Origin of the sequence: Pseudomonas sp. NY5710 (assembly GCF_013305665.1) — a bacterium.
Taxonomy (GTDB): Bacteria; Pseudomonadota; Gammaproteobacteria; order Pseudomonadales; family Pseudomonadaceae; genus Aquipseudomonas; species Aquipseudomonas juntendi.
Genome location: NZ_CP045554.1, coordinates 2,125,844 through 2,139,615, shown reverse-complemented (window position 1 = coordinate 2,139,615; position 13,772 = coordinate 2,125,844). Strand labels below are relative to the sequence as shown.

Sequence of the window (13,772 nt, the reverse complement as noted above, 5' to 3'; positions counted from 1 at the left end):
GCTGCCACGCCGTGATGTCGGATCACTGTTGCCACGCAACGTCGACATTCAAGGAGGGCTCATGACAGCTCTACAGGCGTTTCTCACCACCCCGTTCCTCGGTACCAGCATCTGGTTGTGGCTGATGTTCATGGCCATCGTCATCGGCCTGCTGGTACTCGACCTCGGCGTGCTGCACCGCCACGAACGTGAAATAGGCATGCGCGAGAGCCTACTGTTGTACTCCGGCTACTTCAGCATCGGCGTGCTGTTCGGCGGCTGGGTCTGGTTCCAGCTAGGCGCGCAATCGGCGCTGGAGTTCTACACCGGCTTGCTGGTCGAGCAATCACTGTCGATGGACAACGTGTTCGTCATGGCCATGATTTTCAGCTATTTCGCCATCCCCCGCCGTTACCAGCACCGCGTGCTGTTCTGGGGCATCCTCGGGGTGGTGATCCTGCGCGCGATCATGATCGGCGTGGGCGCAGCGCTGGTGCAGAACTTCGCCTGGGTGCTGTACGTCTTCGGGGCCTTCCTGCTGTTCACCGGGGTGAAGATGGCGCTGTCCAAAGAAGACAGCCATCCAGACCTGGCCAATAACCCAATCCTCAAGTTCGTACGCCGGCACCTGCGGGTGACCGACGAAATTCATGGCTCGCACTTCTTTGTCCACCAGACACCCCCGGGGCAGAACAAGGCCCTGCGCCATGCAACGCCGTTGTTCCTGGCGCTGGTGCTGATCGAACTGGCCGACCTGGTGTTTGCCGTGGACAGCGTACCCGCGATCTTCGCCATCACCCAGGACCCGTTCATTGTCTACACCTCGAACATCTTTGCCATTCTTGGCCTGCGCTCACTGTACTTTGCGTTGTCGGCGTTGATGCACCGGTTCGTATACCTCAAGTACGCATTGGCGCTGGTGTTGATCTTCATCGGCTGCAAGATCTTCTACCATGGCATGGTCGGCAAGGTGCCGGCGTTGCTGTCGTTGGGTGTGACGTTCGGGTTGTTGCTGGGTGGGGTGGTGGTTTCGCTGATCAAGACGCGGGGGCAAGAGGCGACTGTCGTGGATCCGCCGCCGGAACACGCTACGCCCCAAGCCAATGCAGGCCACAAAGGGTAGGCCTGACGAGCATCAGCCTGCCTCACCCCCCGCTGCGCAACATCTCTGCCGGCACATACTTGCCAATCTCATACTTGCCGATCGCCGCCCGGTGCACTTCATCGGGCCCGTCGGCCAGGCGCAGGGTGCGCTGCATGGCGTACATGTACGCCAGCGGGAAATCGCCGCTCACCCCTGCCCCGCCATGCAGCTGGATCGCCCGGTCGATCACCTTCAGCGCCACGTTCGGCGCCACCACCTTGATCTGCGCGATCTCGCTGCGCGCGACCTTGTTGCCGGCCGTGTCCATCATGTACGCCGCTTTGAGCGTGAGTAGCCGGGCCATGTCGATTTCCATGCGCGAATCGGCAATCTTGTCGACATTGCCCCCCAGGCGTGCCAAAGGCTTGCCGAAGGCGGTGCGCGCAACCGAGCGCTTGCACATCAGTTCCAGCGCCCGTTCGGCCATGCCGACCGAACGCATACAGTGGTGGATACGCCCAGGGCCCAGGCGCCCCTGGGCGATCTCGAAGCCGCGGCCCTCGCCGAGGATCACGTTTTCGTAAGGCACCCTTACGTTCTCGAACAGCACCTCGGCGTGGCCATGCGGTGCATCGTCGTAGCCGAATACCGGCAGCGGGCGAACAATCTTCACGCCAGGCGTATCGGTTGGCACCAATATCATCGAGTGCTGCTGGTGACGCGGGCCTTCGGGATTGGACAGGCCCATGAAGATCATCACCTTGCAGCGCGGGTCGCACGCACCCGACGTCCACCATTTGCGGCCATTGATCACCCACTCGTCACCGTCACGCACCGCGGTCGCGGCCATGTTGGTAGCGTCCGAGGAGGCCACGTCCGGTTCGGTCATGGCGAAGGAGGAGCGAATCTCGCCCCGCAGTAGCGGCTCCAGCCACTGGCGTTTCTGCGCCTGGCTGCCGTAGCGCACCAGCACCTCCATGTTGCCGGTATCCGGGGCCGAGCAGTTGAACGGCTCCGGGCCGAGCAGTGAGCGGCCCATGATTTCGGCCAGCGGCGCGTACTCCAGGTTGCTCAGCCCAGCGCCGTACTCCGACTCGGGCAGAAACAGGTTCCACAGCCCCTCGGTGCGGGCCTTGGCCTTGAGCTCTTCCATAATCGCGGTGGGCTGCCAGCGGTCGCCCTCGGCGACCTGGCGGTCGAACACCGCCTCGGCGGGGTAGACATAAGCATCCATGAACGCGGTGACACGCTCGCGCAGTGCCTGGACCTTGGGCGAATAGGCGAAATCCATCGGGCTTACCTTCACGGTTCGAAGAACATGGCCAGAGCCTAGAGCAGCGCGCCCCGATCCACCTAGTCTATTTTCCGCGTGTATGAACATTCATAACCGATATATGATCGGCGGATAACTCCAACAAAGAGCGGCGCCCATGAACCTCAGCAAGGTCGACCTCAACCTGTTCATCGTGTTCGATGCGATCTACACCGAAGCTAACCTCACCCGCGCCGGGCAGATCGTCGGCATCACCCAGCCGGCAGTGTCCAACGCCCTGTCGCGCCTGCGCGAAACCTTCAACGACCCGCTGTTCGTGCGCACTGCGCAAGGCATGGTGCCCACGCCCATGGCGCAGAACATCATCGGCCCGGTGCGCAACGCCCTGGCGCTGCTGCGCACGTCCGTACAGGAAAGCCGCATTTTCAACCCGCAACAGGCCAACAAAACCTTCCGTATCAGCATGACCGACCTGACCGAAGCGGTCATTCTGCCGCCCCTGTTCCAGAGGCTGCGCCGCCTGGCGCCGGCGGTGCTGATCGAGAGTTTCCTGTGCAAGCGCCGTGAAACCACCAAGGAGCTGGCCGCCGGCCGCCTGGATTTCGCCATCGACGCACCGTTGAACACCGACCCCCAGGTCCGCCACGTGAAGCTGATGCAGGACCGCTACGTCTGTGCCCTGCGCCAGGGCCACCCGCTGGCGGACAGCAAACTGACCCTCGACAGCTACCTGGGCATGACCCACATCCACATTTCCAGCCGCCGCAACGGCCTGGGGTATGTCGACCTGGCCTTGGGCAAGATGGGCGTGCAGCGCAAGGTCGCCCTGCGCTCGCAGCACTACCTGATGGCCTCGCAAGTGTTGCAGCAGACCGACATGGCGATGACCGTCCCGGAGCGTTTCGCTCGCCGTCATCAGCTGCGCTACCACCCGCTGCCGGTGGAGGTCCCGGCCCTGGAAACTCACCTGTACTGGCACGAAAGCACCGACCAGGACCCGGCCAACCGCTGGATGCGCGAGCAGATCACCGAACTGTGCCAACGTGTAGTCGCCGATGAAGAAAAAGCGCTTGAACCCGCCTGACACACACTCTGAACGCGGTCGAGGCGCATCACGATATGCTGTGCGAAGGGAAGGATCGAGGAAAATATTCTCCAAAAAATTATTCAAGTAGAACAGACACACCTATAGGCCGCAAATAGTGCAGCGGGAAGCGAAAAGCATCTTTCCGACAAACGATAGGCTGATGCCAACGATCGCCTAACCCACGGCGACAGACATGGACATGCCCCGATGCCTAACGCCCCGCTGTATTTCGATTACGCCGCCACTACCCCGGTCGATGACCGGGTGGTGGAAACCATGCTCGCCTGCCTGGGCCGCCAGGCCAACTTCGGCAACCCGGCCTCCAGTGGCCATGCCTACGGCCAGGCCGCCCGCAGTGTGGTGGAGCAGGCCCGACAGCAAGTGGCCGAGCGCATCGGCGCTTCAGCCGAAGCGCTGGTATGGACCTCTGGCGCCACCGAGTCGAACAACCTGGCGCTCAAAGGTGTTGCCAACGGCTTCGCCCCACCCGGGCACCTGGTCACCAGCCTGCTGGAACACAAAGCCGTACTCGACACCGTAGCCGAACTGGAGCGCCAGGGCTGGGCGGTCACGCGCCTGGCGCCTGATGCCCGTGGCCTGATCCAGCCCGCGGCCGTACAAGCCGCGTTGCGCACCGATACCCGACTGGTATCGCTGATGGCCGTCAACAATGAACTGGGCACGGTCACCGACGTTGCCGCCATTGGCGAGTGCGTTCGCGCCCATGGCGCCCTGTTGCACGTGGATGCCGCACAGGCAGTGGGCAAACTGGCGATCGACCTGAACGCGATGGCTGTCGACCTGATGTCGTTCTCGGCGCACAAGGTCTATGGCCCCAAAGGCATCGGCGCCCTGTACGTCGGGCCTCGGGCGCGCCCGGTACTGCGCGCACAGATCCACGGCGGTGGCCATGAGCTGGGCCTGCGTTCCGGGACCTTGGCCACCCATCAGATTGCCGGGATGGGCAGTGCTTTCGCCCTGGCCGGGCAGCCCGACGACAGCGAGTACCTGCGCCTTGCGCAGCTGGCCACGCGGCTGCTGGAAGGTTTGCTGAAGTTGCCCGGGGTCAGCCTCAATGGCTGCGCCACGCAACGCATCCCGCACACCCTGAACCTGTGCATCGACAGCCCGGGCTTCAACAGTGCGGCGCTGGCCAGCGAACTGGCGTTGTCCACCACCTCGGCGTGCAACTCGGCGAGCAACACGGCCTCCCACGTGCTGCTGGCGCTGGGGCTGAATGAGCACCAGGCGCGCAACAGCGTGCGCCTGAGCATCGGCCGTTTCAGCACCGACGCTGAGATCGACAAGGCGCTGGAGGTGTTTGCCAGGGTACTGGCTGCGGCGTCGGCAGCCTTGTGGTAACCCGCCTTTTGCGCGGCCCCTGTGGGAGATTCTATGGTTTCTGGCAAGGGTAGCCGCAGCATCTTCAGCGTCTGTGAGATCGAGCGCCGCCCGCGCGGCGCTTCGCGGGTAAACCCGCTCCTACGTTTGTTTCGGGCCAATTATGCCTGGGGGATTTGCGCGCGAACGCCTTGGCGCCCACCACGATATCGCGTCGTAAAAACAAGGCGGTCGCGCGCGTCCGGCACAGGCAATACTGGCCCGAAACAAATGTAATCGATGGACTCGCCCCCGCCGAGGCATCACAGTGCCACGGTGGCGTTCGAAGAAGCCAACGGCAGCGAGGGCGAGACCATGAAAAAGCATAGCTCCAAGCAAGCTTCTCTGTCTTCCACTGATGTGGAATCTTGCACCACCATTGCGATCGACCTGGCCAAACAGGTCTTTCAATTGGCAGGTGAGGATGCTACTGGCAGGGTTATCTACGAAGATCGCATTAAATCGCGGCAAGCTTTCCACGATTTCCTGATCAGATTGCCCTCCACAGTGGCCGTCTTGATGGAGTGCGGCCCTGGTGCACAAGCCTGGGCAAGGCTGTTGCAGACCCAAGGTAACTCAGTGCGTATTCTTCCTGCGCAGCGCGTTGCCGAACACCGCAGCGGTGCAAAGAACGACCGCAACGACACCCATGCCATTTTGCGTGCCGGCCGAGATAGCAGCATCGCGGCGATACCCATCAAGAGCACCGCAGCATTGGCCATCCAGGCCCTGCACCGTGTTCGGCGCGGCAGCATCAAGCGGCATACAGCCTTGGGTAATCAGATGCGTGGCTTGCTGCTTGAGCACGGCGTATCCATGCCGCAGGGCGATGCAGCGATCATCAAGCAAGTGCCGCGGTGCCTGGAGGATGCTTCTTTGCCTTTGCCAGACTTGTTGCGCGAGCTGCTCGATGAGCTGTTGGCTGACTGGCTGTCCCTGGGTGAGCGCATCGCCCGGTTGAGTAAGCGGCTGGAAGCGACAGCTCGCGAGGACAAGGTTGCGCAGAGACTGATCACCATTCGTGGCGTCGCGCCATCACCGCCACCGCGATTGTCGCGAAGCAGACAGAGCCCAGCCGTTTCGCCAGTGGCCGAATGTATTCAGCCTTCTTCGGCATCGTGCCCGACCAGCACAGCAGCGGAAACAAGGTCAGATTGGGCAGGATGAGCAAACGAGGTGATGGCTACATACGCAGCCTGATGATTCAGGGCGCGCATGCTGTCTTGAGTCAGCTAAAGCCTGATTCCGATCAGCCAGACGATCGCCGCCTCTTACGCTGGCTGTCTCGCCTTGGACGCAAGGAGGCGGCGATCAGACTGGCTAATCGGAATCTGCGCATCATCTGGGCGCTGTTGCAGAGCGATCAGGTTTATCAACGCAAACCGAACAGCAAGCCGGAGGCGGCTATGAGCCTCTGACCAACCGAGTAATGCCACCGGGGCGCTGAGCGCTCCAACCCCTGCTAGTGAACATCGACCCTTGGTAAGACCGTCGCAGATTGATGCCTCCGCTCCTACAGGCCTGTTAGTGGCCTCAATGTAAACGGCACTCTGCGAGCTCACCACGATGGTGGCCAGAAGCAAAAAGCTTCCTCGAATAGGCCTGATACATAGATGCAACCGGGTTCCTATGTTCAAAAGCAGCTAGACAGTGTGGGCGAGTCCATACATAGGAGCGGGTTTACCCGCGAAGCGCCGCGCGGGCGCCGCTCGATCTCACAGGCGCTGCATATCTTCTGACAAACACCTGTCAGCCCTGATGCGATCCCTGTGGGAGCTGGCTTGCCGGCGATGGGCTGCAAAGCAGCCCAATGGCTGCCACCAGGGCTTGACTGCCTGGCATTACCCGGCTGCCGCGCTTACAGGAAGGTGAATACCTGCGATGCCGGCAAGCGCGACTTGCCCAGGCCGGCATTGAAGTCGGCCTCACTGCGATAGCCCAGGCAGAGCATCACCACGCTGGTGAACCCCCGCTCGCGCAAGCCCAGTTCTGCATCCAGCAGCTTGCTGTCGAAACCTTCGATGGGCGTGGCATCCAGCCCCAGTGCCGCAGCACCCAGCAACGCCGTACCCAGGGCCAGGTAGGTCTGCTTCTCCATCCAGTGCTGCACGTCCTTCAGATCAAAGCGATGCAGGTCAACGTAGTGACGGCGGCTCTGGTTTTGCGCCGCGCGCGCCTGTTCGTCCCGGAAGCGCCCGTCGGCGGCCTCCTGGTCCAGCACGCTGTTCAGGTGCGCTTCAGTCATTTCGGTACGGGTGCAGAACACGATCACGTGCGAAGCATCGAGCAGCTTCGGCGTGTTGTAGGCATAGCCCTGCGAGGTGCTCTGGGCCAGGCGGGCCTTGCCTTCGGCGCTGTCGGCGACGATGAAGTGCCAAGGCTGGGAATTGACCGAGGACGGGCTGTGGCGCAGTTGCTCGAGCAGGGCATCGACCGTGGCCTGGGGAATACGGCGTGAGGCATCGTAGGCTTTGGTGGTGTAACGGCGCTTGGCCAGCGAGACGGTATCCATGCAACGACTCCAGGTATGAGCAGTGAATTTGCCGCTCATCTTATCTTTCCTGCAGAAAAGAAAAACCGGCACAATGCAGCAACACTTTCGGCCCTGGAGTGAAAATGCTGCGCATCGCAGACCTTGAGCTGTTCGCCCGTAGCAGCGTGCTGGGCAGCTTCACCGCCGCTGCCCACGAAGCGGGCTTGCTGCCTGGCCAGGTGGCTGCGGCCATCAAGCGCCTGGAGCGCGACCTGGACGTGCGTCTGTTCGCCCGCACCACCCGCAGCCTGCGCCTGACCGCAGAGGGCGAGCGCTACCTGCCGACCGCACTGAATGTGCTGGAGAGCCTGCGCCAGGGCCACGAGGACCTGCATGGTAACCCTGATACCCTGCGCGGTACGCTGCAGGTGTCGGCGCCCTCCGACATGGGCCGCAACATGCTGTTGCCATGGCTCAGCGCCTTCCGCCGCGAGCACCCGGCGTTGCAGGTGCGCTTCTTTCTCTCTGACCAGATCGCCGACCTCAACCGTGACCCGGTAGACGTGGCCATCCGCTATGGCCACAACCAGGACGCCAACTACATCGCCCTGCCCCTGGCTGCCTGGAACCGCCGGGTGCTAGTCGCCTCGCCCGACTACCTGGCCCGGCACGGCCGCCCACTCACCCCCGATGCGCTGCAGCAGCATGCATGCCTGTTGTATATGCAGCACAACCGGGTCTACGACAAATGGCAACTGGGCAACCGCACCGTGCAGGTGCGCGGGCCGCTGGTCAGCGACGACGCCGACGTCATCCGCCGTTTGGCCGTACAGGGTGAAGGCATCGTGTACAAGTCGTGGCTGGACGTCAGCGCCAACATAGCCACCGGCGAACTGGAGGTCGTTCTCCCCGAACTGCCCGGCGAATCGACCCCGGTCACGCTGGTGTGCCCGCATCGTAAACAGCTCACCCCGGCGGTGACCCAATTGCACCTGTGGCTACGCGAGCGCTTCGAGGCGTTGCGTGAACCGGCACTGGCCAGCGGCTGCACAATTGTTCCAGACTGACCTCAACCGTTACGCTAGGGTGGCCTTTTGAACCGGCGGCATGCCCCCATGAGCAACTGGATAGACTTCAAGCAGGACGCCGACACCGGCATCGAGTCGGTGCGGGCGCATTTTGTCGGGCATGCCTACGACCCGCACTGGCACGACAGCTTTCTGGTGGGTGTCACCGAACAGGGCGTGCAGCAGTTCAATTGCCGCCGGGTGCGCCACCGCAGCACACCCGGGCAGGTGTTTCTGCTCGAGCCTGGCGATATTCACGATGGCCTGGCCCCCACCGAGGAAGGCTTCACCTACTCCACGTTGTACCTGGACCCGCTCTGGCTCGACCAGCAATTGCGGTCGCTGTTCGAGCACGCGCCGGGCGGCAGCCTGCCGAGCTTTGCCGATACCCTTTGCCATGACCAGCGTTTGGCAAGCGCCACCGCCCTCGCCTTCCGCGCGGTTCATGACCAGGACTTGCGCATCGTCCGGCAAACCGCCACCGACGAACTGCTTGCCCGCCTGACCTGCCACCTGCAATGGCGCCGGCGCATCAACCCCGACCCGCGCCTACCGCTGAGCGCGCAGCGCGCGCGGGACTACCTGCATGCCAACCTGGAACGCGACATTGGCCTCGACGACCTGGCCCAGGCCTGCGGCATCGACCGTTTTCGCCTCACCCGGGCGTTCAAGGCCGCCTTCGGTATTGCCCCTCATGCCTACCTCATCCAACTGCGCCTGACCCGTGCCCGGCGGCTGCTCGCCCAAGGCCAGAGCTCGGCGCAAGTGGCCGTGGCCTTGGGCTTTGCCGACCAGAGCCACCTGGGCCGCTGGTTTCGCCGCGCCTACCAGCTGACACCGGCCGACTACCGCAGGCGCTGCTCAAACCTTCCAGACTGAAGCGCCTGGCAACAGCGAGCATGGGGCTTTGATGCTTTGGAGCGTTCCACATGTCTCAGCCGATGCTGCCCTTCATCCTGTTTGCTTTGGTCGCCAGCCTCAGCCCGGGGCCAACCAACCTGTTGATCCTGGCGCACGGCGCCCGCCTGGGCCTGCGGGCCAGCCTGTTGCCGATCCTGGCGGCCTGCTGCACGGCAGCGACGATTGTGCTGCTGGTGGGCCTGGGGCTGGGCGAGCTGTTGCTGCGCCACCCGCTGGCACAGCCACTGATGAGCTGGGCCGGAGCGCTGTGGTTGAGCGGGCTGGCGTGGAAAATGCTGCGCAGTGCCGGGGCACCGCTGCACGCAGGTACGGCTCAAGGCTTCAGCGCACTCAGCGCCGCCTTGCTGCAGGCGGTCAACCCCAAAGTGTGGTTGATGGCCGTGGCGGTGGTGGGGGTGTTTGCCGCCCCCAGGTTACCGGTATGGCAGTTGGCGTTGGTGTTCTGCCTGATTGCCCTGCCGTGCATGGGGGCATGGGCGGTACTGGGGGCAGGCAGCGCCCGCTGGTTGCAGGCGCCGCAGCGGTTACGGGTGTTCAACCAACTGTTGGCGGGGCTTTTGCTGATTTCAGCATGGGCGGCGGTGCTGGCCTGACGCCCTCCCACCGGTTTGGGCTGCCCCTGCAGCCCATCGCAGGGCCTGACCGGTCAGTGCGGTAACGCCTCTCGCAAGCGCCGGGTGCTGGCCACTGCCAGCAACAACGCGACCACCGCCACACTACCGCCTACCAGGCCGATGTACGCCACATCCAGCCGGCTGCTGACAATGCTGCCCAACAGTGCCCCGCCCCCAATGCCGATGTTGTAGATACCCGAGAACAGCGCCATCGCCACGTCGGTCGCATCAGACGCCAGCTTCAACGTCTTGGACTGCAACGCCAGGCTGAAGCTGAGGATCGCTACCCCCCACAACATGCTCAGCCCCGCAAACACGTAGAAGTTGCCTGACAGAGGCAACAGCAACAATAGGCACGCCGCCAGCACCCCCATCGAGCCCAGCAGGAAACCCTGCGCGAAGCGCTCGCTGTAGCGGCTGAACAACACTGAACCCAGTACCCCTGCACCCCCGAACAGCAACAGCAACAGCGTGGTGCGCTCGCCGCCGATCTGCGCCACGTGCAGAGCGAATGGCTCGATATAGCTGTATGCGGTGAATTGCGCAGTAATCACCAGGGTCACCAGCAGGTAGGTGATGACCAGCGCCGGGCGCCTGAACAGGACCGGCAGGCTGCGTAGCGAGCCGGAGTTCTGGCTGGGCAGCAGCGGCAACGACTTCATCAGGCACAACATGGTCACCAGCGCCACACCGGCAATGCTCAGGAAGGTGATGCGCCAGCCCAGCGCCTCCCCCACCACACGCCCGAGCGGGATGCCAAGCACCATGGCCAGGGTGGTGCCGGTGGCCAACAGGCCCAACGCCTTGGCCTGCTGCCCCGGCGGCGCCACGCGCACCGCCAGCGAAGCGGTAATGGCCCAGAACACCGCATGCGCCAGGGCAATGCCGATGCGACTGACCAGCAGCATGGCGAAGCTCTGCGACAGCCAGGACAACAAATGGCTGACGATGAACACCATAAACACCAACAACAGCAAGCGCCGCCGTTCGATGTTGCGGGTCAGCAGCATCATCGGCAGAGAGGCCAGCGCCACCACCCAGGCATAGATGGTCAGCATCAGGCCGACCTGGGCAGTGCTCATCTCGAAGCTGCGGCCAATGTCACTGAGCAGCGCCACCGGGACGAATTCGGTGGTATTGAAAATGAAGGCCGCCAGGGCCAAGGCGATGACGCTAAGCCAACTGCCGCTGCCCGTGCCGGGTGGCAGGTGGCTGGGTACAGGTCCGTTCATTGTAGAAAGAGAGTCTCCGCGAAAAAGCAACAGGTCGCGCGCCAGCGCCCCGCTTTACGGGCTTGCCGACGTACGCATTGTCATGAATAGGAATGCCGGCATGGTACGCGTCACACCCGGGGCTAACAACCGCAAGTCGGGCATAAGGAGTACCATGCGCGCTTGAAGTGAAACACGTTGCAGCAAGGAGCCCGCCCCACTCATGGATAAGCAGTACCCCCAGCAGCAATGGCAGCAGGCGGTCATCGCCTATGCCCAGGCCGTCAACGACTACGTCGCACAAGGCCGTGCCCAAGGCTGGGACAACCTTCAAGCGCCACAAGTGCCCGCCACGGAACACCTGCTCGACGCCTGGCTGGCGGCGCTGCAGGCAGCCAACCGCCCGGGCTGCAGTGAGCAGCAGCGCCAAACCTTCCGCGAAGCCTGGCCGCCTGCCCACCAACCGCTGGTGCCGTTGCTCGACAAGCATGGCCAGGGCATCAGCAATGTCCTGCTGCTGGACGACGGTAGCCTGCTGGCGCGCATCGGCATGCCGCACGACAAAGGCCAGGTGCTGCGTATCGATCGCCATGGGGTCACCCCGGTGATCGGCGTCGAGTACTTCGGCCGCTGCCCGGCCCGCCGCTACTTTGCCCTGGGCAATGCCGAAGGCGTCCGGGTGACCGCTGGCTGGGGCGGCCCACAGGTACAGCGCCTGGCCTGGCCGACCGGCCTGGAAGGGTTGCCGGCCGGCTACCCGTTCGAGCCGTTCGACCTGCCACCCGCGCCCACCGCTTTGATCCCCTTCCCGGACGGCCAACGCGTACTGCTGGTCAGTGCCGATGGCACCTTCGTGTTGGCCAGCGACGGCGCAACCCGCCTGCTGCCGCACCAGGCGCGGGTACTCGACGCCCTGGCCGAAGGCACCGAGCCGGAAGACATCAGCCTCGGGCTGAGCATGGAGCACGGCACGGTGTCGGCGGATGGCCGCTGGGTCGTGGTGGGTGAGCAAGGCAGCCGGCACCTGGTGCTGGACGACCGGCTCAGGTTGGTGGCCGAGATTGGTCCCGGCAGCGAATACCCGCATTTCGCGCTGTTCAACCAGCGGGGTAACCAGTTGATCCTCAACGCCTGCCACTTCTACAGCGGTGCCACGCTGGCGGTACGGGTAGCCGACCTGCCGGGGCTGCGCACCGATTACTACAGCCAGGACCCGCGCACCCCACTGGTGCAGGATGGCGCGCGTGTCTATGCCGGGGCGGCCCGCACTGGCGAATACATCATCGGTGATGCCTACGGCTACCTGCGGGCCTTTGGCGAAGATGGCCAGGAGCATTGGCAGCACTACCTGGGCTCGACCATCAGCGCCATGGACATCAGCGCCGACGGGCGTACCCTGGTGGCCGCCAGCCATGCCGGGATTGTGGCGGAGATTGCCCTGGACAGCGGCCGGCCGGCGTGGCAGATCGGTACCGGCGCGCATGGGGAGGTGCGCCGGTGGCTGTTCTGGAAGGGCTGGGACAAACCGCTGGCCTGGTAGCCAAGCCTGCCCCGGCAGGCCAGCGCCGGTCGCTTCGCGGCTTGCCCGCCAAGCGGCCGACGCAGGCCCCGATCAGGCCTGCAGCGTGGCCATGTCGATCACGAACCGGTATTTCACATCACCGGCGATCATGCGCTCATACGCCTGGTTGATATTGCGGATATCCAGCATCTCGATATCGCAACGGATATCGTGTTCGGCGCAGAAGTCCAGCACTTCCTGGGTCTCGGCGATACCGCCAATCAACGACCCCGCCAGCACCCGACGCTTCATGACCAGGTTGGCCGCATGCACGGCCGGGTCGATCGGTTCGATAAGGCCGACCAGAATGTGCACCCCGTCGAACTTCAGCGTTTCCAGGTACGGGTTCAGGTCGTGCTGCACCGGAATGGTATCGAGCAGGAAATCGAAACGGTCGGCCGCAGCGCGCATCTGCTCGGCATCGGTGGACACGATCACATGGTCGGCGCCCTGGCGCCGCGCTTCTTCGGCCTTGGCCTGGGAGCGGGTGAACAAGGTCACTTCTGCGCCCAGCGCCTTCGCCAGCTTGATGCCCATGTGGCCCAGCCCGCCCATGCCCAGGATGCCGACCTTGTGGCCCGGGCCGACACCGTGGTGCTTGAGCGGCGAATAGGTGGTGATGCCGGCGCACAGGATCGGCGCGGCGCTGGGCAGGTCCATGCCGGCCGGAATGCGCAGCACGAAGTGCTCGCTGACCACGATGCTGCTGGAGTAACCGCCCATGGTGTTGCTGCCGTCGACCCGGTCCGGGGTGGCGTAGGTCATGGTCGGGCCTTCCTGGCAGTATTGTTCCAGGTCCTTGGCGCACGCCTCGCAGTGGCGGCAGGAGTCGACCATGCAACCCACGCCGACCAGGTCACCTACCTTGTAGGCGGTAACCTGTTCGCCCGTGGCGGTGACGCGGCCGATGATTTCGTGGCCAGGCATCAGCGGGTATACGGCAATGCCCCATTCGTTGCGCGCCTGGTGGATGTCGGAGTGGCACACGCCACAGTACAGGATCTCGATGGCGACATCGTCTGGGCGCGGGCTGCGGCGCTCGAAAGTCATGGGGGCCAGGGGGCTGGTAGGGGTTTGGGCGGCGTAACCGATAGCGGTATACATGCTGGACCTCGCTGTAGA

At 63.8% G+C, this 13,772-nt stretch carries 11 protein-coding genes and 1 pseudogene; 8 read left to right on the top strand and 4 right to left on the bottom strand.

What is annotated here, in order from left to right:
- Nucleotides 1-61 precede the first annotated feature (61 nt).
- A complete protein-coding gene (locus GEV39_RS09635) occupies nt 62-1,102 on the top strand; it encodes a TerC family protein (protein ID WP_173888534.1) in 1,041 nt (346 codons plus the stop codon).
- Between the two features lie 22 nt (nt 1,103-1,124).
- On the opposite strand, the gene GEV39_RS09630 is transcribed toward GEV39_RS09635, so the two are convergent.
- Nucleotides 1,125-2,354 (bottom strand): acyl-CoA dehydrogenase, encoded by a 1,230-nt coding sequence (locus GEV39_RS09630; protein WP_173888532.1) that lies wholly within the window; start codon nt 2,352-2,354, stop codon nt 1,125-1,127.
- Nucleotides 2,355-2,493: 139 nt separating this feature from the next.
- Here GEV39_RS09630 and GEV39_RS09625 point away from each other — a divergent pair, with 139 nt between their 5' ends.
- The 3 genes and pseudogenes from GEV39_RS09625 to GEV39_RS09615 all read left to right on the top strand — a co-directional run bounded on the left by GEV39_RS09625 (nt 2,494) and on the right by GEV39_RS09615 (nt 6,221).
- Entirely contained in the window at nt 2,494-3,420 is a 927-nt protein-coding gene (locus GEV39_RS09625) for a LysR family transcriptional regulator (protein ID WP_054914004.1), read from the top strand.
- Between the two features lie 210 nt (nt 3,421-3,630).
- Nucleotides 3,631-4,785 (top strand): cysteine desulfurase family protein, encoded by a 1,155-nt coding sequence (locus tag GEV39_RS09620; protein ID WP_173888531.1) that lies wholly within the window; start codon nt 3,631-3,633, stop codon nt 4,783-4,785.
- A gap of 378 nt (nt 4,786-5,163) precedes the next feature.
- Nucleotides 5,164-6,221, top strand: a pseudogene (locus GEV39_RS09615) (IS110 family RNA-guided transposase).
- Nucleotides 6,222-6,661: 440 nt separating this feature from the next.
- Here the strand turns inward: GEV39_RS09615 and nfsB are convergent.
- Nucleotides 6,662-7,315 carry an oxygen-insensitive NAD(P)H nitroreductase gene (gene nfsB, locus GEV39_RS09610; RefSeq protein WP_173888529.1) on the bottom strand — a complete coding sequence of 218 codons (654 nt, stop codon included), beginning with the start codon at nt 7,313-7,315 and terminating at the stop codon, nt 6,662-6,664.
- A gap of 104 nt (nt 7,316-7,419) precedes the next feature.
- Between nfsB and GEV39_RS09605 the strand changes: the two genes are divergently transcribed.
- The 3 genes from GEV39_RS09605 to GEV39_RS09595 are packed head-to-tail and all read left to right on the top strand — an operon-like array spanning nt 7,420 to nt 9,857.
- Nucleotides 7,420-8,343 (top strand): LysR family transcriptional regulator, encoded by a 924-nt coding sequence (locus GEV39_RS09605; protein ID WP_173888527.1) that lies wholly within the window; start codon nt 7,420-7,422, stop codon nt 8,341-8,343.
- A gap of 48 nt (nt 8,344-8,391) precedes the next feature.
- The gene (locus GEV39_RS09600; protein ID WP_173888525.1) at nt 8,392-9,222 is read left to right on the top strand and encodes an AraC family transcriptional regulator; all 831 of its coding nucleotides are present in this window, start codon (nt 8,392-8,394) and stop codon (nt 9,220-9,222) included.
- Nucleotides 9,223-9,272: 50 nt separating this feature from the next.
- Nucleotides 9,273-9,857 (top strand): LysE family translocator, encoded by a 585-nt coding sequence (locus GEV39_RS09595; RefSeq protein WP_173888523.1) that lies wholly within the window; start codon nt 9,273-9,275, stop codon nt 9,855-9,857.
- Between the two features lie 53 nt (nt 9,858-9,910).
- On the opposite strand, the gene GEV39_RS09590 is transcribed toward GEV39_RS09595, so the two are convergent.
- On the bottom strand, nt 9,911-11,110 hold the full coding sequence (locus GEV39_RS09590) for a sugar transporter (RefSeq protein ID WP_173888521.1): 1,200 nt from the start codon (nt 11,108-11,110) through the stop codon (nt 9,911-9,913).
- A 202-nt stretch (nt 11,111-11,312) separates the two neighbouring features.
- Between GEV39_RS09590 and GEV39_RS09585 the strand changes: the two genes are divergently transcribed.
- Nucleotides 11,313-12,629, top strand: coding sequence for a hypothetical protein (locus GEV39_RS09585; RefSeq protein WP_173888519.1), 1,317 nt, complete (start codon nt 11,313-11,315; stop codon nt 12,627-12,629).
- 72 nt (nt 12,630-12,701) lie between these two features.
- On the opposite strand, the gene calA is transcribed toward GEV39_RS09585, so the two are convergent.
- A complete protein-coding gene (gene calA / locus GEV39_RS09580; protein WP_173888517.1) occupies nt 12,702-13,754 on the bottom strand; it encodes a vanillin reductase in 1,053 nt (350 codons plus the stop codon).
- Nucleotides 13,755-13,772: the final 18 nt, after the last annotated feature.

Bases quoted from the DNA above. Each gene is read 5' to 3' on its own strand.
- GEV39_RS09635 (WP_173888534.1), top strand. From the start codon at position 62: ATGACAGCTCTACAGGCGTTTCTCACCACCCCGTTCCTCGGTACCAGC.
- GEV39_RS09630 (WP_173888532.1), bottom strand. From the start codon at position 2,354: ATGGATTTCGCCTATTCGCCCAAGGTCCAGGCACTGCGCGAGCGTGTC.
- GEV39_RS09625 (WP_054914004.1), top strand. From the start codon at position 2,494: ATGAACCTCAGCAAGGTCGACCTCAACCTGTTCATCGTGTTCGATGCG.
- GEV39_RS09620 (WP_173888531.1), top strand. From the start codon at position 3,631: ATGCCTAACGCCCCGCTGTATTTCGATTACGCCGCCACTACCCCGGTC.
- nfsB (WP_173888529.1), bottom strand. From the start codon at position 7,315: ATGGATACCGTCTCGCTGGCCAAGCGCCGTTACACCACCAAAGCCTAC.
- GEV39_RS09605 (WP_173888527.1), top strand. From the start codon at position 7,420: ATGCTGCGCATCGCAGACCTTGAGCTGTTCGCCCGTAGCAGCGTGCTG.
- GEV39_RS09600 (WP_173888525.1), top strand. From the start codon at position 8,392: ATGAGCAACTGGATAGACTTCAAGCAGGACGCCGACACCGGCATCGAG.
- GEV39_RS09595 (WP_173888523.1), top strand. From the start codon at position 9,273: ATGTCTCAGCCGATGCTGCCCTTCATCCTGTTTGCTTTGGTCGCCAGC.
- GEV39_RS09590 (WP_173888521.1), bottom strand. From the start codon at position 11,110: ATGAACGGACCTGTACCCAGCCACCTGCCACCCGGCACGGGCAGCGGC.
- GEV39_RS09585 (WP_173888519.1), top strand. From the start codon at position 11,313: ATGGATAAGCAGTACCCCCAGCAGCAATGGCAGCAGGCGGTCATCGCC.
- calA (WP_173888517.1), bottom strand. From the start codon at position 13,754: ATGTATACCGCTATCGGTTACGCCGCCCAAACCCCTACCAGCCCCCTG.